The 21,965-nt window shown below is 70.2% G+C and carries 17 protein-coding genes; 13 read left to right on the top strand and 4 right to left on the bottom strand.

The genetic code is table 11. The features are described from left to right. Nucleotides 1-4: 4 nt before the first annotated feature. Genes DW307_RS03235 through DW307_RS03245 form a run of 3 tightly spaced genes read left to right on the top strand, consistent with a single transcriptional unit; the run spans nucleotide 5 to nucleotide 4,382 of the window. Nucleotides 5-1,024, top strand: coding sequence for a hypothetical protein (locus DW307_RS03235; protein WP_136023923.1), 1,020 nt, complete (start codon nucleotides 5-7; stop codon nucleotides 1,022-1,024). Then, nucleotides 1,021-2,676 carry an ATP-binding cassette domain-containing protein gene (locus DW307_RS03240; RefSeq protein WP_168440976.1) on the top strand — a complete coding sequence of 552 codons (1,656 nt, stop codon included), beginning with the start codon at nucleotides 1,021-1,023 and terminating at the stop codon, nucleotides 2,674-2,676. Before DW307_RS03235 ends, DW307_RS03240 begins: the two co-directional genes overlap by 4 nt. Further along, the gene (locus DW307_RS03245) at nucleotides 2,673-4,382 is read left to right on the top strand and encodes an ATP-binding cassette domain-containing protein (protein ID WP_136023924.1); all 1,710 of its coding nucleotides are present in this window, start codon (nucleotides 2,673-2,675) and stop codon (nucleotides 4,380-4,382) included. Before DW307_RS03240 ends, DW307_RS03245 begins: the two co-directional genes overlap by 4 nt. On the opposite strand, the gene DW307_RS03250 is transcribed toward DW307_RS03245, so the two are convergent. Then, complete coding sequence (locus DW307_RS03250) at nucleotides 4,343-6,877, bottom strand: DEAD/DEAH box helicase (protein ID WP_136023925.1); 2,535 nt, start codon at nucleotides 6,875-6,877, stop codon at nucleotides 4,343-4,345. The genes DW307_RS03245 and DW307_RS03250 overlap by 40 nt on opposite strands. Before the next feature lie 149 nt (nucleotides 6,878-7,026). Between DW307_RS03250 and putP the strand changes: the two genes are divergently transcribed. Then, nucleotides 7,027-8,538 carry a sodium/proline symporter PutP gene (putP, locus tag DW307_RS03255; RefSeq protein WP_021198353.1) on the top strand — a complete coding sequence of 504 codons (1,512 nt, stop codon included), beginning with the start codon at nucleotides 7,027-7,029 and terminating at the stop codon, nucleotides 8,536-8,538. 22 nt (nucleotides 8,539-8,560) lie between these two features. Here putP and deoD read toward each other — a convergent pair whose 3' ends face one another. The 3 genes from deoD to DW307_RS03270 form a co-directional block, all read right to left on the bottom strand. After that, nucleotides 8,561-9,274 (bottom strand): purine-nucleoside phosphorylase, encoded by a 714-nt coding sequence (gene deoD, locus DW307_RS03260; RefSeq protein ID WP_029265122.1) that lies wholly within the window; start codon nucleotides 9,272-9,274, stop codon nucleotides 8,561-8,563. Nucleotides 9,275-9,343: 69 nt separating this feature from the next. Beyond that, entirely contained in the window at nucleotides 9,344-10,012 is a 669-nt protein-coding gene (locus DW307_RS03265) for a DNA alkylation repair protein (protein WP_021198351.1), read from the bottom strand. A 19-nt stretch (nucleotides 10,013-10,031) separates the two neighbouring features. Beyond that, the gene (locus DW307_RS03270) at nucleotides 10,032-11,069 is read right to left on the bottom strand and encodes an FUSC family protein (RefSeq protein ID WP_021198350.1); all 1,038 of its coding nucleotides are present in this window, start codon (nucleotides 11,067-11,069) and stop codon (nucleotides 10,032-10,034) included. 113 nt (nucleotides 11,070-11,182) lie between these two features. On the opposite strand from DW307_RS03270, the gene DW307_RS03275 reads away from it, so the two are divergent. The 9 genes from DW307_RS03275 (at nucleotide 11,183) to DW307_RS03310 (ending at nucleotide 21,953) form a co-directional block, all read left to right on the top strand. Continuing rightward, entirely contained in the window at nucleotides 11,183-11,761 is a 579-nt protein-coding gene (locus tag DW307_RS03275; RefSeq protein ID WP_021198349.1) for a TetR/AcrR family transcriptional regulator, read from the top strand. A 203-nt stretch (nucleotides 11,762-11,964) separates the two neighbouring features. Beyond that, a complete protein-coding gene (locus DW307_RS03280) occupies nucleotides 11,965-13,281 on the top strand; it encodes a cytosine permease (protein ID WP_240750468.1) in 1,317 nt (438 codons plus the stop codon). Further along, complete coding sequence (locus DW307_RS03285; RefSeq protein WP_136023927.1) at nucleotides 13,278-14,426, top strand: DUF917 domain-containing protein; 1,149 nt, start codon at nucleotides 13,278-13,280, stop codon at nucleotides 14,424-14,426. The genes DW307_RS03280 and DW307_RS03285 overlap by 4 nt, the downstream gene beginning before the upstream one ends. Beyond that, entirely contained in the window at nucleotides 14,426-15,976 is a 1,551-nt protein-coding gene (locus DW307_RS03290; protein ID WP_029265119.1) for a hydantoinase/oxoprolinase N-terminal domain-containing protein, read from the top strand. Before DW307_RS03285 ends, DW307_RS03290 begins: the two co-directional genes overlap by 1 nt. Before the next feature lie 70 nt (nucleotides 15,977-16,046). Beyond that, nucleotides 16,047-17,105 (top strand): hypothetical protein, encoded by a 1,059-nt coding sequence (locus DW307_RS03295; protein WP_136023928.1) that lies wholly within the window; start codon nucleotides 16,047-16,049, stop codon nucleotides 17,103-17,105. Nucleotides 17,106-17,199: 94 nt separating this feature from the next. After that, on the top strand, nucleotides 17,200-17,445 hold the full coding sequence (locus DW307_RS18045) for a hypothetical protein (protein ID WP_029260083.1): 246 nt from the start codon (nucleotides 17,200-17,202) through the stop codon (nucleotides 17,443-17,445). A gap of 65 nt (nucleotides 17,446-17,510) precedes the next feature. Beyond that, nucleotides 17,511-20,393 (top strand): helix-turn-helix transcriptional regulator, encoded by a 2,883-nt coding sequence (locus tag DW307_RS03300; RefSeq protein ID WP_168440977.1) that lies wholly within the window; start codon nucleotides 17,511-17,513, stop codon nucleotides 20,391-20,393. A 74-nt stretch (nucleotides 20,394-20,467) separates the two neighbouring features. Continuing rightward, nucleotides 20,468-20,671 carry a cold-shock protein gene (locus tag DW307_RS03305; RefSeq protein ID WP_017831237.1) on the top strand — a complete coding sequence of 68 codons (204 nt, stop codon included), beginning with the start codon at nucleotides 20,468-20,470 and terminating at the stop codon, nucleotides 20,669-20,671. 256 nt (nucleotides 20,672-20,927) lie between these two features. After that, a complete protein-coding gene (locus tag DW307_RS03310; protein WP_136023930.1) occupies nucleotides 20,928-21,953 on the top strand; it encodes an iron-siderophore ABC transporter substrate-binding protein in 1,026 nt (341 codons plus the stop codon). Nucleotides 21,954-21,965: the final 12 nt, after the last annotated feature.

The following is a 21,965-nucleotide window of genomic DNA, read 5'->3' on the forward strand; positions in this document are numbered from 1 at the left end:
CGTCATGGATCGCACACGCCGCGAGAGCCGCGGCCTTCCTGCCCCGCTCGACGAGGCGCTGACCTCGCGCATGCCCGCAGGTCCCCTGCCGCCGGGGCCGCGCGCGAACGCCTGGGATCGGGTCGGCGCCGTCGCGGACGAACCTCACCGCGGGGTGTCAGAGCTCGTCGACGCCCTGTGGCACCCGGGGGAGTACCACCGGGATGCCGACGGCTCGGCCACCCGCATCCGTCGGCGCCCCGTCCCCTCGGCCGGAGCGTGCTATCCGGTGCAGACCCACCTGATCGACCCCACCGGTGTGCGCTGGACGGTCGACCAGGAAGGGGTCTTCCATCGTCGCGTCCTCGCATCCGACCGTGCGGACGGATGGCCGTCGCCGGCATCGGACGACGGCACCGCACGCCTGGTGTTCACCGTGCTGCCGGGGCGGTCGTTCGGCCGCTACCGGCACCGGGCGTGGCCCCTGTGGATCGCGGATGCGGCCTACGCGGTCGCCGCCGTGCGATTCCTGCTGGGGGAGCGCGCCGGGCCCGTGCAGGTCGGTCCCTCGAAGCGGCTGCGGGAGATGCTCGGCGTCCCCCGGGCCGCGGATGCCGACGCCTGGATGCGCCGAGGACTCGCGCCGGAGATCCCGCTCGCCGCCGTCGGGATCCCGCACGTGCCGACCCCGCACGCCGCTGCTGTGCAGGCTCTCGGCACGCGACGCTCGCCCGCCATCGCGGAGTTCGCCGATCGGATCGGGGGCTCACCGACCACCGAGGTCGAGCACGTCGCCCGCGCCTCCGGACAGGGCTGGGTGCGCGGTGCGACCGAAGTGCGCTCCTGGTCCGTGCCGAGCAGGGCACCCTCGACGATCGTCGGCGCCACCCTCTGGAGCGCCCATCTCGCCGCCGCACGCCTCTGCTACGAGGCCGCTCTCACCGGAGACAGGCGCACGCGCCCGGTCTCCGGCCTCTCCTCGACGGGCGACCGGTGGATCCTCCACGCGGTCGCCGTCCTCGACTCCCGCGGAGGTGCACGATGATGATCGTCCCCGAGCTGTGGCGCGAAGCGCGACGGCACCCCTGGCTCCTGTCCATGAGCATCCTGCTCCTCCTCCTCGTGTTCGCGACGCACCTCGCGCAGGCGCTCGCCCTCGCGTGGTCTCTCGCCGCCTTCGTGCGCGGTGACACGGCCGGCGCGGTGGCGGGCATCGGCGGGATCCTCGCGATCGGGGTGGCGCGGATGCTGCTGACGCTCGCGCAGGGCGATGCCGCCGCCCGCCTCGGAGGGCGGGTCAGGGAAGATCTCCGAGGTGCGGCCGTCGCCGCGGCGCTGGTGCCGGAACGACTGCACGATGCCCGCCTCCGCGACGGCTCGACCCAGCTCGCGCTCGGCGACGGCATCGACGGCACCGACGCCTACGTGTCGAAGTACATCCCTGCGGTGGCGCAGCTCGTGGTCGGCAGCCTGATCGCGGTGTGCCTCGTCGCGGTGCTGTCGCCCGTGATCGCGCTGTGCGTCGCCGCGGGGATCCTGCTCGCGGTGCTGGGCCCTTTGGCCTGGAAGCGGATGCTCGCCCGGCGCGGTTTCGACCACTGGGACAGCTACGAGGCTCTCAGCGGCGACATGCTCGAGGCACTCCGGGGGATGTCGACGCTGCGGGCGCTGGGCGATGTCCCCGCGACCCGTGAGCGCTTGCAGGCGAGGTCGGAGTCGTTGCGCGTGGCCACGGAACGCGTCATGCGATCGTCGCTCGCCGAGACGGCGATCACCGACTTCGCGGTGCAGGCCGGAGTGGTGGTCGCCGCCGGGCTGGCCGTCGTGTCCGTGATGACCGGACAGCCACCGGCCATCGAGGTGTACGCCCTGCTCCTGCTCTCCTCGGAGGCGTTCCGGCCGGTACGTGAGCTCTCGCGCCACTGGCATGCCGGATTCCTCGGGCTCACGGCGGTTCCCGGGCTGGCGGCCCTCGGTGCGTTCCGTCGGTCCGCACGGGTCGCGACGGAGATCGAGCGCATCGAGGAACCCGAGACCGGGGCGGTGACCGGCGGGGGAGACGTGCTCCGCATCTCCGGCCTGTCGTACCGATACCCCGGCACCGATCACGATGTCCTGCGCGGGGTCGACCTCCGTGCCGGGCGTGGCGAGGTGCACGCGATCGCCGGCCCCTCCGGTGCGGGCAAGTCCACGCTCTTCGACCTCGTCCTCGGCTTCCTCCCGCCCACGGCGGGAACGGTCGAGCTCGACGGGCGCCCGCTCCGCCCGAGCGATGTCGCCGTGGTCTCCCAGCACCCCGTCCTGTTCACCGGGACCATCAGGGACAACGTCGATCTGTTCGACGCCGGACAGGAGGCGCTGGAGGATGCGTGCGCCGCAGCCGGTGTGCTCGACGAGATCCGGGCGATCCCCGGAGGCTTCGACGCGAGGGTGGCGGAAGCGGGGACGAGCCTGTCGGGCGGGCAGCGGCAGCGTCTCGCCCTCGCCAGAGCATTGCTCGCCCGGCGCCCCGTGCTTCTCGTCGACGAGCCGACCAGCGCCCTCGACGACCGCAGCGCCCTGACCGTCGCCGAGACGCTCGAACGTGTCGCCGCAGAGAGGATCGTGCTCATGATCAGCCACCGTCCGGAGGCCCTGTCCAGGGTCGCCGATGTGCGGGTGCTCCGTGACGGAATGCTCGTGGAGGAGGCCTCATGACCTCGTCCGCGGGCATCCTCGCTCGGCTGCTTCCGCCGCTGCGACCCGAATGGCGGCGCATCGTCGGCAGCTACCTGATCGCCACCACGAGCCTGTGCGCGCTCGCCGCCATCGCGGTGCTCACCGCGCTCGGCGTCGGCGGGGCCGTCGTGCGCGGCACCTGGCCGCCGGCGGTCTGGTGGTTCGCCCTCGGAGGCCTCGTGCTGCTGCGCACCTTCCTCACCTGGCGCGAGATGGACGTGTCGCACGCCCTCGCGTACCGCGTGCTCGCCCGGCTGCGGATGGCGCTCTTCGACGCGTACTCGCGCAGCGTTCCCGGTCGCCGTCGCGAGCACTCCGGGCGCGCGGCGTCGGTCGCGATGACAGACATCGAGAAGCTGGAGTTCTTCTACGCCCACACGGTCGCGCAGATCGGTGCCGCGTTCACGCTCTTCGTCGGAGCCCTGGTCTGCGCGTTCCTGGTGATGCCGGTGGCGGCGGTCGTGATGCTCGCCGGAGCGGTCGCGGTCGCGCTCACCGTCTGGGCCGGGGCGGGTCCGTCGCGGCGTATCGGTGCGCGCGAGCAGCAGGAGCGCGAGGAGCAGTCCGAACGACTGGTCGATGCCCTCGGTGCGCTGCGCGAGATCCTCGCCTTCGGGCTGCAGAGCCGGATCGTGCGCGAGGCCGTCGACGGTACCCGGCGGTCGGCGCGCGTCACCCGCCGCCGGGAGGTGATCGCCCAGCTCGTCGACGGCACGCGCGAGCTGATCCTCACCGCGGTCGTGATCGGGGTGATCGCCGTCTCCCTTCTCGACGGATCGGTTGACGGGGCGGTCGACGCCGGGCGAGCGGCACTGCTGCCCGCGGTGATCGCCCTCGCCGTCGCCGGCGTCGCCGCGGTGGCGGACGCCGCGCACACGGTGTCGGAGCTGCATCCGCTGATCGCCAGTGCCGATCGCGTGGGTGCAGGGCTGCACCGCCCCCCGGTCGTGGCGCCGGTCGATCGTCCGCTCCCGCTGCCGCCGGGGCCGCTCGGTGTGCGCTTCGAGAGGGTCGCGTTCTCCTACGACGACCGCACGGAGGTTCTGCGCGGCTGGTCGATCGACGTCGACCCCGGTGAGCACATCGCCCTCGCGGGGCCGTCCGGCGCCGGCAAGAGCACCGTGATCGCGCTCGCCGCGCGGCTGTGGGACCCTGCAGAGGGCACCATCGCTCTCGTCGATGCGGCGGGGGTCGCGTACCCGCTGGGTCGCATCCGCGATGAAGATCTTCGCCGGACCGTGGCCGTGGTGGAGCAGGATGCGCGCCTCTTCCACGGCACCGTGCGCGACAACCTCGTGCGGGGTGCCGGCGCCCGCACCGACGAGCAGTTGCGCGAGGCGCTCACACGGGTCGGCGCCGACGACTGGATCACCCTCGACGACGAGCTCGGCGAGCACGGGGTGAGGCTCTCCGGTGGTCAACGGGCACGGTTGGCCCTGGCGCGGGCGCTGTGCCGCGAGCCCCGGGTGCTCATCGTCGACGAGATCACAGCGAGCCTGGATGCCGAGTCGGAGCGCATCATCTCCGACGTGCTCGAAGGGTTCGACGGCACGGTCATCGCCGCCTCGCACCGGCGCGAGACGCTGGGGCGGTTCGGGCGGGTGGTCGGCGTGGAGCGCGGAGGCCACGCGAACGACGACGGCGGCTACAGCCGGTCGACCCCGGTGACCGTGACGACGGCCTGACCGGCTTCGTCGGAGTCGGCGAGATCGATCGTCGCGGAGATGCCCCAGTCGTGGTCGCCGGCGGGATCGTCGAGGATCTGCCGTGCGGTCCAGGCGGTGGGCCCCTCTGTGAGGATCAGCAGCTTCGAGCTGCGGGCATCAGCGCCGGTGAGGATCTCGTCGTGGTCGGAGAAGTACCCGTCCAGCGCGTCCGACCAGGCGTCGGCGCCGAAACCGGGATCGAGCTCGGCCAGCGCGTTCACGTCTTCCCTGGCCGCCAGCTGCACCCGGCGGAAGAGTTCGTTGCGCACCAGGATGCGGAAGGCGCGGATGTTGCTCGTGAGGCGCTTGGGTGCGGGCGGGACGATCGGCTCATCGGGCGCGTGTGGATCGAAGCGTCCGTTGTCGACGCCGGCGATCAGCTCCTCCCACTCGTCGAGCAGGCTGGAGTCGACCTGGCGGACGAGCTCGCCGAGCCACTCGATGAGATCGCGCAGATCCTCGTCCTTGAGCTCTTCCGGGATGGTCTGCGAAGCCGCGCGGTACGCGTCGGAGAGGTAGCGCAGCACCACACCTTCGGAGCGCGCGATCTTGTAGTACGCGACATATTCCCCGAACGACATGGCCCGTTCATACATGTCACGCACCACCGACTTGGGGTGCAGCTCGAAGTCGCGGATCCATGGCTGGGCCGCGCTGAAGGTCTCGAAGGCCGCGGTCAGCAGCTCGTCCAGCGGCTTCGGGTAGGTGATCTGCTCGAGCAGCTCCATCCGCTCGTCGTACTCGATGCCCTCGGACTTCATCGCGGCGACCGCCTCGCCCCGGGCCAGGAACTCCTGCTGACTGAGCACGGCGCGGGGATCGTCGAGGGTCGACTCCACGATCGAGATCATGTCGAGTGCGTAGGAGCCGGTCCCCGTCCCGGCGGCGGGATCGGGGTCGAGCAGCTCGAAGGCGGCGAGGGCGAACGGCGACAGCGGCTGGTTGAGCGCGAAGTTCGGCTGCAGGTCCACCGTGAGGCGGATCTCTCCTTCGGGGGTCTTCTCGACGATGCCCGATTCGCGGAGCGTGCGGTAGATGCCGATGGCCCGTAGCGCGAGCTCCCGCTGGCGCCTCCGCGGCTCGTGGTTGTCGTATACCAGTGCGCGCATATTGCCGAACACGTCGCCGCCGCGGGCGATCACGTTGAGCATCATCGCGCTCGTGATCTGCATGTGCGAGGTCAGCGTCTCCGGCACGGCGTCGATGAGCTTGCGGAACGACGGCTCGCCCCACGACACGAAACCGTCCGGTGCCTTCTTCCGGACGATCTTGCGCTTCTTCTTCGGGTCGTCGCCGGCCTTCTTCACCGCAGCGACGTTCTCGCTCTCGTGCTCGGGCGCCTGCGCGACGACCGTGCCGGCGGTGTCGTAGCCCGCGCGGCCCGCGCGGCCCGCGATCTGGTGGAACTCGCGGGCGTTCAGCTGCCGCATCCGGGTGCCGTCGAACTTCGTGAGCGCCGTAAGCAGCACCGTGCGGATCGGCACGTTGATGCCCACCCCGAGGGTGTCGGTGCCGCAGATCACGCGCAGCAGTCCGCGCTGGGCGAGCTGCTCGACCAGACGCCGGTACTTCGGCAGCATGCCCGCGTGGTGCACGCCGATCCCTGCGCGCAGGAACCGTGAGAGCGTCTTGCCGAACGCGGTCGTGAAGCGGAACTCGGCGATCAGGGCGGCGATCTCGTCGCGCTGCTCGCGGGTGGCGACCTTGGTGCTGGAGAGCGCCTGCGCGCGCTCCATCGCTGCGGCCTGCGAGAAGTGCACGACGTAGATCGGCGCCTGTCCGGTGTTCAGCAGATCGTCGATGGTCTCGTGGATCGGCGTCGTCTCGTAGAAGAAGTGCAAGGGGACCGGACGCTCGACACCGGTGACCGTGGCCGTCTCGCGGCCGGTGCGACGGGTGAGGTCGGCGGCGAGCTCGGTCACATCGCCGAGTGTCGCCGACATGAGGATGAACTGCGCCTGAGGCAGCTCGAGCAGCGGCACCTGCCACGCCCACCCGCGGTCGGGGTCGGCGTAGAAGTGGAACTCGTCCATCACGACCTGGCCGACGTCGGCATCGGTTCCCTGGCGCAGCGAGAGGTTCGCGAGGATCTCGGCCGTGCAGCAGATGATCGGAGCATCGGCGTTCACGGAGGAATCGCCCGTGACCATGCCGACGTTCTCGGCGCCGAACACATCGACCAGGGCGAAGAACTTCTCGCTCACGAGCGCCTTGATCGGTGCCGTGTAGTAACTGCGCCGTCCGGCGACCAGGGCACTGAAGTGGGCACCGATCGCGACGAGCGACTTCCCGGTGCCGGTGGGGGTGGAGAGGATCAGGTTGTTGCCGGAGACGATCTCGATGACCGCCTCGTCCTGCGCGGGGTACAGGCTGATGCCCGTCGATTCCGCCCATTCGACGAACGCGAGGTAGACGGCATCCGGATCCGCGGCGTCCGGGAGGAGGGCGGGGTCGAGCCGCGGAGAGGAAGTCATGGTGATTCGATCATCCCTCATGCGCGGGGGCACCTGCTCTGCGGGACCGACATCCCGCCGCGCCGGGCGACGTCTGGGCGGCACCGCCGGCGGTTGACATCATCGAACGACGACCGGATGCGGTGACTCCACCGCGAGGGGGGACGACGATGCCCGACCAGATCTTCACTTTCGCCGCGCTGGGTGTGTACTTCGCGGCGATGCTGCTCATCGGATGGATAGCCTTCCGGCGCACCGGCGATCACGAGGACTACATGCTCGGCGGACGGAATCTGCCGCCGTGGGTGGCCGCCCTCAGCGCCGGGGCCTCCGACATGTCCGGCTGGCTCGTGATGGGGCTGCCCGGTGCGATCTACGTCTCCGGTCTCATCGAGGCGTGGATCGCGATCGGCCTCACCATCGGCGCCTACCTGAACTGGCTGCTCGTGGCTCCTCGGCTGCGCGCCTACACGCAGGTGTCGCGCAACTCCATCACGGTGCCGAGTTTCTTCGAGAATCGACTCCGCGATACGACGCGACTGCTGCGGGTGGTCTCCGGTGTCGTCATCCTCGTCTTCTTCACCCTCTACATCTCCTCCGGCATGGTCGCCGGTGGGGTCTTCTTCGAGAGCTCGTTCGACGGCGACTACCTCACCGGCATGCTGCTTGTCACGGGCGTCACCCTCGCGTACACGCTCTTCGGTGGGTTCCTCGGTGCGTCACTGACCGATGTCGTGCAGGGACTGATGATGGTGATCGCGCTGGTCGTGATCCCGGTGGCGGCGATCGTCGCGATCGGGGGACTCGCCGAGACGGGCGAGCTGATCAACGAGGTGGCGCCGGACCACCTCTCCATGCTCTCCGGAACGGCGCTCACGGGCGGCACCATCCTCGCCATCGTCTCGTCGCTCGCCTGGGGCCTCGGATACTTCGGACAGCCGCACATCATCGTGAGGTTCATGGCTCTGCGCTCGCCCCAAGAGGCGAAGAGCGCTCGACGCATCGGCATCTCCTGGATGATCGTCTCGCTCGGCGGCGCCGTGCTGTCGGGCCTGGTCGGCATCGCCTACATCGCCAAGACGGGCGTCGACCTCGCCAACCCCGAGACCGTGGTGCTGCTCATGTCGCAGACGCTGCTGCATCCGTTCGTCGCCGGCCTCGTCCTGGCGGCCGTGCTCGCCGCGATCATGAGCACGATCTCCAGCCAGCTGATCGTGTGCTCCTCGGCCCTCGTGGAAGACCTGTACGGCGTGTTCCGGCGCACGCCGCCCTCGCAGAAGACGCTCATGCTGATGGGGCGGCTGGGTGTGCTCGGCGTCGCGATCGTCGCCGCGGTGCTGGCGATCACCCCGAACGACACGATCCTCGGACTCGTCTCCTTCGCCTGGGCCGGATTCGGCGCCGCATTCGGCCCGGTCATCCTGCTCAGTCTCTACTGGCGCAAGCTCACCAACTGGGGTGCCCTGGCGGGGATGTTCGTCGGCGCCGCGACCGTGTTCATCTGGAAGGCTCTCGACACCGGGCTCTACGAACTGCTTCCCGCCTTCGTTCTCGCTCTGATCGCCGCCGTCGTGGTGAGTCTCGTCACGTACCGGCACGACGACGAGATCCAGCAGGAGTTCACCGACACCGGCGCCATGCTGGCTCTGCCCCGTCCGCACGCGGTCGGCGACACGCCGTAGCGGCCGAGCGCGCCGGGGACGCTCAGACCGCGGTGGCGGCGCGCAGAGCGATGCGGATCATGTCGCCGAAGGTCTGCTCGCGCTCCTGCGCCGAGGTCTCCTCGCCCGTGACGATGTGGTCGCTGACCGTGCAGATCGCGAGGGCGCGCCGACCGTAGTACGCCGCGAGAGTGTAGAGACCGGCGGCCTCCATCTCGACGCCGAGGATGCCGTGCTGCACGAACGGCTCCATGAGCTCGGGGCGCGTGCTGTAGAACTGGTCGCTCGAGAACAGCTGTCCCACGTGCACGGTCGAATCCAGAGGTTCGGCCTCGCTCGCCTCAACTGCGGCGCGCAGCAGCGAGAAGTCGGCCACGGGTGCGTAGTCGAGTCCGTGGAAACGGCTCCGGTTGATGCCGGAGTCGGTGCTGGCGGCGTTGGCGATGATGATGTCGCGGATCTTGACGCGCTCGGTCAGGGCTCCGCACGAGCCGACCCGCACGATCGTCTGCACGTCGTACGCGTCGAACAGTTCGTTCGCGTAGATCGCCATCGACGGCTGCCCCATGCCCGAGCCCTGCACCGAGACGCGATGCCCCTCCCAGGTGCCGGTGAAGCCGAGCATGCCGCGCGTCTCGGAGTAGAGCTCGGCATCGTCGAGGAAGGTCTCGGCGATCCACTTCGCCCGCAGCGGGTCGCCGGGGAACAGGACGATGGGGGCGATCCGACCGGGCTCTGCGGCGATGTGGGTGCTCATGGCCTCAGCGTAGCCAGCCTCATCCCGCCCCGCCCGCGCACCCGTGTCCCCGGGGCGATACCGCGCCGATCACCCCTCGCGTCGCCGCACGATCTCGCCGATCCAGAGCGGGGCGAAGGGCGAGGTGCACCCGGGTGCGGTCGGGTAGTCGGCGAGCACCTGCAGGCGTTCGCCGATCGCCAGCGCCCTGGCGCGGTACTCGGGGTGGAAGATGCCGATGTTCGCGAGGGTCTCGTTCATGGACCACTGCAGGCGCGACGGCGCATCCTTCATGTCCCGCTCGATCAGGTCGAGCAGGTGCGCAAGGTCCAGGCCGTCGGCGTCCTTCATGACGCGCACGGTCGTGAGCGACCAGGCTGCAGCAGCCACCGTGGGGTCGGCGTCGTCGAACCACCGCAGCCGCAGCTCTTCGGCGAGCGGGGTCTTCTTGGCGACGTAGTTGACGAACCAGTCGTTGACCTTGGGTGGGCGGGTCTCGCGCAGCATGGCGTCGAGCTCGTCGGCGGTGAAGTCGCGCGGGCGGCAGATCAGCAGGGCCAGCAGCCGTGCGGGCGTCTCGCCGGTCGCCCACAGCTCCTGCGCGAGGGGCTGGTCGGTCTTGATCTTCTTGGCCAGCGCTCGCATCCGGCTGAGGTTGATGCCGTGGTCATCGCCCCGCTTCTCGTTGGCGGCGCGCATCTTCGGGTCTTCCAGCGCGGCGAGTTCGCCGAGGGCTTCGGCGACGGTCATGTCGGACATGCCTCCAGAGTAGGCGGGCTCAGTCCTCGTCGAGCAGCTCGCCCCTGATGCGGCGCAGGTCTTCCATGAGGGAACCGATCAGGATCCAGTGCTGTGACGACGGCGGCCGGATCACGAGGGGAGCGGTGAGCGCGGGGATCGCCGAGGTCATGGTGTCCGGCTCCGGCGAGGCATCGGCGACCTGCACGGCGAGCCGTACGTCGTGCCCTGCCCGTCGCAGCTGCTCGGCGATCGCGGCGACGGCGGGCTCCTCGCCGATCCGGTCGTCGTAGTGGTCGAAGTAGGCCCGGGTCATGCCGATCGTCTGCGTGACGATCGGGGAGAGCCGGTCGAGCAGCGCCCGCATCTCACGCAGATCGGCACGATGGGTCGAGCGCCGCGGGTTCAGAGTGAGCGATTCCTCTCCGGCGGCGATCGAGGCCTCGGCGGCCTCCTTCATCGGCCGCAGCAGCCGTACCTCCAACATCAGCTCCTGCAGCCGTGCGGGCGTCTGGGGTTCGGGCAGTGCGTCGGCCAGGCGATCCAGGCTCGCGGCGAGCTCGAGGCCGAGGAGCCCCACGTCCCGACGGGCCGGCGCGACGAGCACCGGAGGCACGATCAGGGCGTTCACGACGATGCCGATCACGACCCCGATCAGCGTCTCCACGATGCGGGCGAACGCATACTCGGGACTCGACGAGCCCAGAGCCAGCACCAGCATCGCCGAGATCGCGACCTGATTGCCGGTGCCGGGCGAGGCGCGGAAGATCCACGCCACCAGCATCGCGACGACGATCGCGAGCAGCACGATCCAGCTCGGCGAACCGAGCAGCAGCCCGAGTGCGACGGCGATCACGACACCGGCGATCACGCCGATGCTGCGCTCGAGCGCCTTCGACAGCGACTGGTTCACGCTGGGCTGCACCACCAGCAGCGCGGCGATGGCGGCGAAGACGGGCAGCTGTGCGGGGAACACCCATCCGGCGATCAGCCACGCCGCGATGGTCGCCGCGGCCGACTTCACGACCTGCAGCAGCGGGGAGCGCTGGGAGGCGCGGATCGCGGCGGGGATGCGCATGACCTCAACGCTAGTCGTGCGGATGCCCCGAGCGCGGCTCTTGCGTCGCGGGGAGATGCGGGGTTACGCTCTGCCTAACTAACAGTCGTTAGGTAACAAGTCTGAGGCGGAAGATGACCAGAGCAACGATCCTCGCGGAGGCCCGGACGATCTTCGCGCGCCAGGGCTACGCCGAGACGAGCCTGCGCGAGATCGCCGAAGCCGTCGGGATCAAGACGCCCTCTCTCTACGCGCACTTCTCGAGCAAGGAGGCGCTCTACGCCGAGGTGTATGCCGCGGTGTCGATCGATCACACCGCGTTCTTCGACGAGCTCGTGCGGAGCAGCTCCGATATGGAGCCGCTCGCGCGTCTGCAGCACCTCCTCGGCGGCATCGAGGCCTACTACCGCGACCGGCCCGACCTCGCGGAGTTCAGCCTGCGGGCCGCGGTCACCGAATACGGTCCCGGTGGCGAGCAGCTGCGGCAGATCTTCCTCGACTCGGAGTCGACCCTCGCCGCCGCGGTGCGCCAGACATATGAAGACGGGGTCGCGACGGGGACGTTCGTCGCCGGTGACGCAGACGGTTTCACGGCACTGGTCTTCGTCGTCATGGACGGCCTCTTCCTGCAGCTCACCCACTACACGCCCGAGGTCTACCGCGAACGGTTCGACCAGGCCTGGCGGCACCTCTCCACGATCCTCTCCCGATGAACACCACGCTCTCCCGATGAACCACGCCGCATCGACGCGGCACATGCCTGACCCGCCGGCACCGAGCCACGAGCTCCGACCCGGCATCGCACGACACGGCCGCCACGACAGGCCGCCCCCGACCCGCCCTGCGAGTCGTCCGCACCACGGGAACCCGAATCCCCGCCGACGGACTCGCAGGGCCACTTCTCAAGGACAAGATGATGACCACCACCGACTACGAGCACGGCGTCGTGCCCCAGGACCAGCGCAAGAGCTGGCTGTCGATCGCCACCGTGTGGATCGCGATCGGCATCGACCTCTCCGGGGCGTTCCTCGGTGTCTCGCTCGCCTCCGGCATGGCCTTCTGGCCGGCGATCGGCGCGACGATGCTCGGTTCGCTGCTGCTCGGACTGCTCGCGATGGCCTGCGCCTACGTCGGCGCCGCCACCGGGCTCTCCACCGCGATGATCTCCCGCGCGGTGTTCGGGCGCATCGGCGGGGCGATCCTCGCCCTCGCGATCGCGATCAGCCTGGTCGGCTGGTACGCCGTGCAGGCGGGCTTCTTCGGAGCGAACGCGCAGATCGCGTTCGCCGAGTTCACCGGCATCGATGTACCCGTGCAGGTGTTCACCGCGATCGGCGGCGTGCTCATGGCGATCACCGCGTTCTGGGGCTACCGCTCGATCAACCGCCTCAGCACCCTCGCCGTGCCGCTGCTCCTCCTCCTGCTGATCGTCGGCGTGGTCGTGGCGTTCACGGTGAACGGGTCGGCAGGGCTCGAGGCCCCGGTCGAGGCGACGTTCACGTTCGGCGGTGCGGTGTCGCTCGTGATGGGCATCTTCATCCTCGGTGTCGTGCTGGCCCCCGACATGGCGCGGTGGGCGAAGACGCCGAAGCAGGCCATGATCGCCGGGTTCGTCGGCTTCTTCTTCGGCAACTCGATCATCCTGGTCGTCGCGATCCTTCTCGCCCGCATCATGGACGGCACCGAGTTGATGGCGATCTTCTTCGCCCTCGGTCTCGGCGGCGTCGCCGTGGTCGTGCTGATCCTGGCGCAGTGGACCACGAACACGACCAACCTCTACTCGGCCGGCCTCTCGTTCGCGTCGATCAGCGAGCGCCTGAGCCGCCGCACCGTGACCATCGTGCTCGGCGCCATCGGCATCGTCGTCGGAGTGATCGGCGCGGCCGACTACTTCGTGCAGTTCATCCTCGTGATCGGCACGATCATCGCCCCCTACGGCGGCGTGTACCTGGCGTCGTTCTTCACGGGTCGAAAGACCGCGCGCTGGGCGCACGGCGCCACCGTGCCGCTGGTGGACGGGTGGTCGATCACCGCCTGGGTGGTCGGCATCTTCGTGGCCGTCGCGACGACGAACCCGGCGGACGGTCCCGGCTTCGGCTGGTTCACGATCACCTCGATCTCGGCGCTGGACGGACTGCTGGTCGGCTTCGTCGCGTACCTCGCGCTGCTTCCGCTCCGCCGCCGTGCGGCGCCGGAAGCCGTGGCACCCGCCGCGGATGAGGTGAAGGCATGACCGCCGTCACGACCGCTCCCTTCCTCACAGAAGCCGACATCGACGAGATCGCCCTGGGCGCCGCGGTGCTCGGTACCGGCGGCGGAGGAGACCCGCACGTCGGCTCGCTCATCGCCAAGCGCCTCATCCGCCTGCACGGACCGGTGCCGCTGGTGGCTGTCGACGACCTGACCGACGACGACTTCGTGATCCCGATCGGCGGGATAGGGGCGCCTTCCGTGAGCGTGGAGCGCATCCAGGCCGAATCCGAGCTGCTCGCGGCCCTGCAGGCGATCGAACGCGCGGTGGGTCGCAAGGCCACGGCCGTGATGCCGATCGAGGTCGGTGGAGGCAATTCCATGATCCCGATCGCGGCCGCCGCGCTCGCCGGACTCCCGGTGGTCGACGGTGACGCGATGGGACGCGCCTTCCCGGAGGCGCAGATGGTCACGTTCCATCTCGCCGGCTATGGGCCCGGTACGACCGTGCTCGTCGACCACCACGGCAACGAGGTGGTCAGCCGCCCGGTCGACGGTGGCTGGTCGGAGCGCATCGCGCGGGCCGTCACCGTCGAGATGGGCGGAGGGGCGACCATGATCGACTACGCCTACGGCGGCGACGTCGTGCGCGAGTGCGCGATCCCGGGCACTCTGGGGCTCGCCCAGCGCATCGGACGCATCCTCCGGGGGCGCGATGGCGGCGGACGCGAACTGCGCGACGACGAGCGCATCGACGCTCTGTGCGCCGACCTCGCCGCGGTGCGGCTGTTCGACGGCAAGGTGGCCGACCTGCAGCGCTCCGTCGACGGCGGTTTCACGCGGGGAGCAGCCGAACTCGTCGGCGTCGGAGAAGACCGGGGGAGTGCGTTCCGTCTCGACTTCCAGAACGAGATGCTGCTCGGGCGTCGTGACGGCGTGCTGGCGGCGGTGACCCCCGACCTGATCGCGGTGCTCGACCTGGCGACCGGCATGCCCATCACGACGGAGTCCCTCCGCTACGGGGCGCGGGTCGCGGTCATCGCGATCCCCTGCCATGACAAGTGGCGCACGCCGATCGGGCTGGAGACGGCAGGTCCCACCCACTTCGGCTATGACGTGGAGTGGGTTCCCGTCGAAGACATCGCGCAGCGCTCCGGTGCGCGCACGACGGACGAGGAGGCCGCGTGATGGCCGGCACCTATCGCATCGGCATCGACGTCGGCGGCACCAACACCGACGCCGTGATCCTCGACGAGCGGCTCGACGTGGTCGCCTCGGTGAAGCGCCCGACCACGGCCGACACGGGCGACGGCGTGGCCGCGGCGATCGACGCCGTGCTCGCGGCCTCCGGCGTCGACGCCGCCCTGATCGGGCACGCGATGCTCGGCACCACTCACTGCACCAACGCGATCGTCGAGCGTCGCGGTCTCGGTCGCGTCGGCATCCTCCGCCTCGGCGCACCGGCCACCACGGCCGTCCCGCCGTTGGAGGGCTGGCCCGACGACCTGCGTGCGGCGATCGGCGAGCAGGCACACCTGCTGGACGGCGGCTTCGAGGTCGACGGCCGGGTGCTCTCCCCGATCGATGAGGATGCCGTGCGCGAGGCCTGTGCACGGATGCGCGGCGAGGTCGACGCGGTCGCCGTCGTGGGGGTGTTCGCCCCGATCGACGAGAGCCAGGAGGGGCGGGTCGCCGCCATCGTCACGGAAGAGCTGGGTGTTCCCGTGTCGCGGTCGGCCCGGATCGGGTCGCTCGGACTGCTCGAGCGCGAGAACGCGACGGTGCTGAATGCGGCGCTGATGCAGACGCTGCGGCAGATGGCCGCGGGCTTCGTCGCCGCTCTGCGGGAGCGGGGCATCCCGGCCACCCCGTACTTCGGCCAGAACGACGGAACCCTCATGCAGCTCGAGTACGCGCTCGAGTTCCCGGTGCTGACGATCGGCTGCGGTCCGACGAACTCGATCCGCGGCGCCGCGCACCTCTCGGGCGCGACCGACGCCCTGGTGGTCGACATCGGCGGCACCACGACCGACATCGGCGTGCTCGTCGACGGGTTCCCGCGGCAGTCGGCGCACGCGGTCGAGATCGGCGGCATCCGCACGAACTTCCGCATGCCCGACGTGCTGTCGGTCGGCCTCGGCGGCGGCACGATCATCCGGGAGACGCCTGCGGGCGCGACCGTCGGCCCGGACAGCGTGGGCTATCGCCTTCCGCAGGAGGGTCTCGCGTTCGGCGGCAGCACCCTCACGGCCACCGACGTCGCGCTCGCGGTCGGCGGCGCCGAGATCGACGGTCTCGACGCCCCCGCCGTTCCCGAGGGGGTCGGCTCCGCGGCGTGGACCGCGATGCGGGAGATCCTCGAGGACTCGATCGATCGGATGAAGCCGAACGCCGCGCCGGTACCGGTGATCCTGGTCGGCGGGGGCGGCATCATCGCCCCGACCGTGCTCGACGGCGTCGCCGAGGTGATCCGCCCCGATCACTTCGGCGCCGCCAACGCGGTGGGGGCGGCCCTCGGCGAGGTCGCCGGCCAGATCGAGAAGATCTACCGCGTCGATCCCACCGACCAGCGGGCATCCCGGGCGGACGCCGCCGCCGAGGCGACCGAGCGTGCCCGGCTCGCCGGCGCCGATCCCACGACGATCGAGGTCGTCGCGGTGGAAGAGCTGCCGGTGGCCTACTCCGACGGCACGGCCGTGCTCATCCGCGCCAGAGCGGTGGGTCGCCTGGCGGCCTGACTCTCCGCGGACGGCATCGCCTCGGGCGGGCGGGCTTCCGTCCGTCCGAGGTGCGTGCTTGCATGGGCGCATGGAGCGGGACGCGAAGCTGCGCGGCGAGACGAGAGCGGTCTGGGCGACCGTGATCTGCTTCGTGATCGGCACGCTCATCGGGATGCTCGTCCTGGGCGGTGCCGACCGCCCGCTCACGGGCGAAGGGGCGCTCGCGATGCCCGCCGCGCTCATCGCCGGAGCGATCGCGGCGGGCGCCTTCCTCACGAGCACACTGATGCACCGAGGGGGCGAGACGAGGCCGATGCCGCGCTGGCAGGCGGTGGTCTCCGATCTCTCGGCTGGTGCCCTCACCGTCGCGTTCGGAGCCGTCACGACGATGGGAGTGCTGCTCGCCGCCGAGGTGCTCACGGCCGGGCTCCAGGGACTGCAGCTCGCGGCGATCGGCGGCGGACTGCTCACCGGTCTGGCGGCGGCGGTCGGCGGGCGCTTCGCCTTCGGCGCCGGCGTCGACCTGCGCACGGCAGACCTCGCCGCGCTCCTGTTCGGTTTCCTCGTGATCGGCACCCTGTTCGCCATGATCACGGCCGCTGATCCGCGCTGGTGGGAGCAGAACTTCTCCCAGTTGGGCTCCGGTTCGTGGGCCTTCAACGGCACCCTCCTGGTCGCGGGGCTTCTCATCGCGACCGTCGGCTCGTACATCGGTCGTGACCTGCACCGGCTGCTCGGGGATTCCGCACTCTCCCGCATCGCCGTCGTCGTGGCGTCGTGGGCGGCCACCGGAATCGCACTGGCTGCGGTCGGGCTGCTGCCGCTGCATCGTGTGCCCATCCCGCACGACATCGCCGCGGTCTCCACGCTCGTCCTGTTCGTCGTGGCGGCCGCGGCCACGGTCGCCGCTGTTCCCGGGCACCCCCGAGCGCTCCTGATCACCTCGATCGGCGTCGGTCTGCTCCTGGCGGCGGCGGTCGTGCTGTGGGTGCCGTTCGGTCTCTTCTCGGCCACCGCTGTCGAGGCCGTCGTCGTCGGACTCGGACTCCTGTGGATGGCGACGCTCGTTCGGGTTCTCGCGATCCTGGTGCCGGCCCGGTCTCGCCCCTCCGCGCGCCTGTCGCTGATGCGCGCCCGGCATCCCTAGTGCGGCAGGCACGAAAGATAGGGCAACTGCCCGATGCCCCGGGGGTGCCTCAGAGCGGACTGTAGGGATACAGCGAACCGTCGAGGAGAACCCCATGTACGAGCACCCGTATCTCAGCCAGCAGCTCACCCGGCACGACCAGGAGCAGATGGAGCGCGCCGCCGCGCAGAGGCTGCGTCTGATCGAGCACGCCGACCAGATCGTGCCGCGTCCGGAAGGGGTGGTCCGGCGGATGCTGCGCCGCGCGTTCGGTCGCACGGCGGCCGCCACGTCTCCGACCGCCCCGACGACGGCTCGTGTCGCGGGCGGATGCGAAGCGGCGGCGGCACACGCGCAGTGAGCGGCGTCGCGCAGCGCGAACCGCAGACCGTCCCGAATGTCGGTCGGGGGTGGGACGATGAATCCATGCCCCCTTCCGCGTCGAGCGCTGCGATGGTCGGCCGCGAGGCCGAGCTCGCCGAGGTGCGCCGATCGTTCGCCGGGGTGCGCGACGGTGTCCCGGCCGCGCTGCTCGTCGAGGGCGAGGCCGGCATCGGCAAGTCGCGCATGCTGCGCGAGTTCGCCGCCGAGATCGCGCCGACCGCCGACGTGCACGTGGGGTGGTGTCTCGATCTGGGCGCCTCGCGCACGCCCTACGGGCCGCTCACCGGCATCCTCCGCTCGATCGTCACACGCATGGGCGTCGACCGGGTGCGCGAGTCGGTGGGAGTGGGGGTCGAGGCACTCGGCATGCTGCTCCCCGAACTCGTCGACTCCCCGACCGATCGCGACCGCACCAGCCCCGAGCGCCTGCGCGATGCGATCGCCTCCCTCATCGAAGCGGCGGCCGAACGCGCCCCGCAGGTGCTCGTGGTCGAAGACCTGCACTGGGCCGACGAGTCGACGCTCGCCATCCTCTCCTTCCTGCTGCGGGCGTTGAGCCGCGGCCGCATCCTGCTGCTCCTCACCTGTCGTACCGACGATGTGCGCCGCGGGGATGCGGTGAGCCGCTTCATCGGCGAGGCGACGCGCGCGCGGTTGCTCGAGCGCCTCACCCTCGGCCGGCTCGACGAGGCCGCGGTTCGCGAGCTGGCCGAGCAGATCACCGGCCGGGCGCTGACCGAGAGCGCCCTCGATCGCATGCAGGAGCGGGCCGAGGGCGTGCCCTTCTTCATCGAGGAGATCGCGGGGTGCGCGAACGGCCCGCTCCCCGACGGTCTGCGCGACCTGCTGCTCGCCCGCTTCGACCGGCTCGGCGACGATGCACGGCGTGTGGTGCAGGTCGTCTCCGGCGCCGAGCGTCCTCTCTCCCATCCGCTGATCACGGGCCTCGTCGATCTGCCGGAGCAGCGCCTCGACGAGGCGATCCGCGAGGCGACCCGCAGCGGCATCCTCGTCGTGGGCGACGACGACTACCGGTTCCGACACGCCCTGCTCCGCGAAGCCGTGCATGACGACCTGCTCCCCGGCGAGCGGGCACGCCTGCATCGCGCCTATGCCGAGGCGCTCGAGGCGCAGTGCGCGGGGTCGGACACCAGCGACGCCGCGGCCCTCGCCTATCACTGGCAGCTCGCGCAAGACGATCGGAAGGCCCTCGTCGCCGCCGCCGACGCCATGCGCCACGCGAAGGGGCAGTACGCGTTCGCGAGCGCGGCCCGCTTCAGCGAACTGGCACTGGAACTGTGGCCGCTCGTGCCCGACGCCGCCGCGGCGGCACGCGTCGAGAGACTCGACCTGCTCCTGGTGCTGGGATCGATCTTGCGCAATGCGGGCGACGGCGAGCGGGCGCTCGCGGTCGCGAACGTCGCGCTCGCCGAGATCGACCCCGCCACAGTGGACCCGCGTCTGCATGCCCGACTCCTGCGCAACAAGGCGCTGTACCTCGTCAACCTCGGACGCCTCGGTGCGATCCCGCTGCTGCAGCAGGCCCTGGCCATCGCGGAGGAGCGCATCGGCGACGAGGTGTTCCGGGCCGAGCTGCTCAACCAGCTCGCGAGCCGGCGCATGATCGCGGGCGACAGAGAAGAGGCGATCCGCCTCGCGGATGAGGCTGAGCTGGGGGCGGCCGGAGCCGACTCCACCGACCAGCTGTCGATCGCCGCGAACGTGCGCGGCGGTTCCCTGGCCCACCTCGGCCGGGTCGACGAAGGGGTGCGCGAGTACGAGCGGGCGCGTGAGCTCGCGGCGGGAACGACGGCCGAGATGCGCTATCGCGTCAACTACTCCGACCTGCTCACGCTGCTGGGCCGCTACCGCGAGGCGGTCGAGGTCGCCGAAGAGGGACTGCGGCGTGCCCGCGAGCTCCGCGTCGAACGCACCTCGGGGTCGATCATGGCCCAGAACATGGTGGTGCCCCTGCTCGAACTCGGCGAGATCGAGCGGGTCGAGGAGATGCTGTCGCGCGACTTCGTGCAGGGAACCCTGCGTGTGTTCCGCATGTACATGAGCATGACCCGCGTGCGGGTGCTGGCCTGGCGCGGACGGTCGGCCGAGGCAGCAGAGCTGTTGCAGGAGTGGTTGCCGGCGTTCGAGGAGACGGGCGGCTCGGAGCGGCAGATCTGGTACGACCGGATCATGATGACGGTGGCTGTGGCCGAGAGCGAGGGGAATCTCCGGAGGGCGCTCGACACCATTCTCGAGATGCTGCGCGACGAACATCCCGCGCTGCTGCACCAGCGCCGGCTGCTGCTGGAGGGCGGGGCGATCATCGCCGAGCTGCGCGCCGAGGGCGCCGACACCACGGCGGCATCCGATGCCGTCCGTGCGGCATGGCGCGCGCAACCCCCGCAGTTGCAGGACGACGCGTGGTCGACGATCCTCGATGCGCTGCTCGACCCGCGCCATGACGCCCTGGATGCGGCCCTCCACCATGCCGAGGGAGAAGACGTACCGGTCGTCTTCCGCGCCGTGCTCCGGCTCGAGCGCGCGCGTCTGCTCGTCCACGAGGGGGAGCGCGTCACCGCGGCGTCGGTGCTCGCCGAGGCGGCAGGCCTCGCGGAGGCACTCGGCAACGCCCAGGTGCGGGCTGCGGTCGCCCGGTTCGCCACCGACGCCGGACTGCGTGCCCCCGCCGATCCGCCGTCGGGCGACGACCTGCTCACGGCTCGCGAGCGGCAGGTGCTCGAGCTGATCGCCGAAGGGCTGAGCAACCGGCAGATCGGCGAGCGGCTGTTCATCAGCGTGAAGACCGTGAGCGTGCACGTCTCGGCCGTGCTGCGCAAACTCGGCGTGAGCACACGCACCGAAGCTGCTCTCGTGCAGAAGAATCGACAGTTCCGTGTCCCTGCCCAGCCTGCCGTGGTAGCGTGACTGTGCGCGCGTCTCGGATGTTCCGATTCGGCGTAGGCCGTGTAAACGGCTAAGTCAACAGAAAGTAGAAACACATGGCCACTGGCACTGTGAAATGGTTCAACGCGGAAAAGGGCTTCGGCTTCATCGCTCCCGATGACGGCTCGGACGACCTCTTCGCCCACTACTCGGCTATCGCCGGCTCCGGTTTCAAGGAGCTCCGCGAGAACCAGAAGGTCGAATTCGACGCTGAGCGTGGCCCCAAGGGCATGCAGGCGGCGAACATCCGCGCTCTCTGAGCGCGCGCTGACTTCCTGAAGCCGGTCGGATCCTCACGGATCCGGCCGGTTTTTTCGTGCCACCCGCAGCTTTCGAATCGCGTGAATGGCCCCAACCGGCGGCGATTCGCGGCGAATCGCGCGATTCGAGAGGCAGCACGCGGCCGGGAATCCGGGGTGAGGTTCCCCTAACCTCCGTGTTAGATTAGGCGAGGCTTACCAAAGCCTGGGCGCAGGTCATGCGCCGCCCCCTCACCCCGAACCCGAAGGAACGCCTGTGCGCACCTCTCGAATCCTCGCCATCGGCGCGGCCGCCGCGCTCGCCATCGGTCTCTCCGCCTGCGCATCCTCTGCCCCGGAGTCGACCTCGACCGCCGGCGGCAACCCCGCATCCGACGACGCCTTCCCCGTCACCGTCGAGCACGTCTACGGCGAGACCACGATCACCGAGAAGCCCGAGCGCGTCGCGACCGTCGCATGGGCGAACCACGAGGTGCCGCTGGCGCTGGGCATCGTTCCGGTCGGCATGAGCAAGGCGTCGTGGGGCGACGATGACGACAACGGCGTGCTGCCCTGGGTCGAGGAGAAGCTCGACGAGATGGGCGCCGAGACGCCGGTGCTGTTCGACGAGACCGACGGCATCGACTACGAGGCCGTCGCCGACACCGAGCCCGACGTGATCCTCGCCGCCTACTCCGGCCTCACGCAGGAGGAGTACGACACCCTCTCCAAGATCGCTCCGGTCATCGCCTACCCGAAGGTCGCCTGGGGCACTTCGGTCGACGAGATGATCGAGATGGACTCCAAGGCCCTCGGCCTCGAGAAGGAGGGCGACGCCCTGATCGAGCAGCTGGACGCCGACGCGCAGAAGGCGCTCGAGGCGAACAGTGTGCTGAAGGACAAGAAGGTCCTGTTCTCCTACATCGACCCGACCGACCTGAGCCAGATCGGGTACTACACGGCGATCGACACCCGCCCGGGCTATCTCCACGATCTCGGTCTGCCGTTCCCCTCGATCGTCGAGGAGAACAAGGACAGCGACCAGTTCTACCTGACGGTCAGCGCGGAAGAGGCGCAGAAGTTCGACGACGTCGACCTGTTCATCACCTACGGCGACGAGTCGATCATCCCGCTCCTGCAGGCCGACCCGCTGCTGTCGAAGATCCCGGCGATCGCCGAGGGCCGCATCGCGGTCCTTCCCGACGCCACCCCCATCGCGGCCTCCGCGAACCCGTCGCCGCTGTCGATTCCGTGGGGTCTCGGCGACTACCTCGCGCTCCTGGCTGCACCGCTCGCTCCGTAATCGTTCGATCCG

Origin of the sequence: Microbacterium sp. K27 (assembly GCF_004794435.1) — a bacterium.
Taxonomy (GTDB): domain Bacteria; phylum Actinomycetota; class Actinomycetes; order Actinomycetales; family Microbacteriaceae; genus Microbacterium; species Microbacterium maritypicum_A.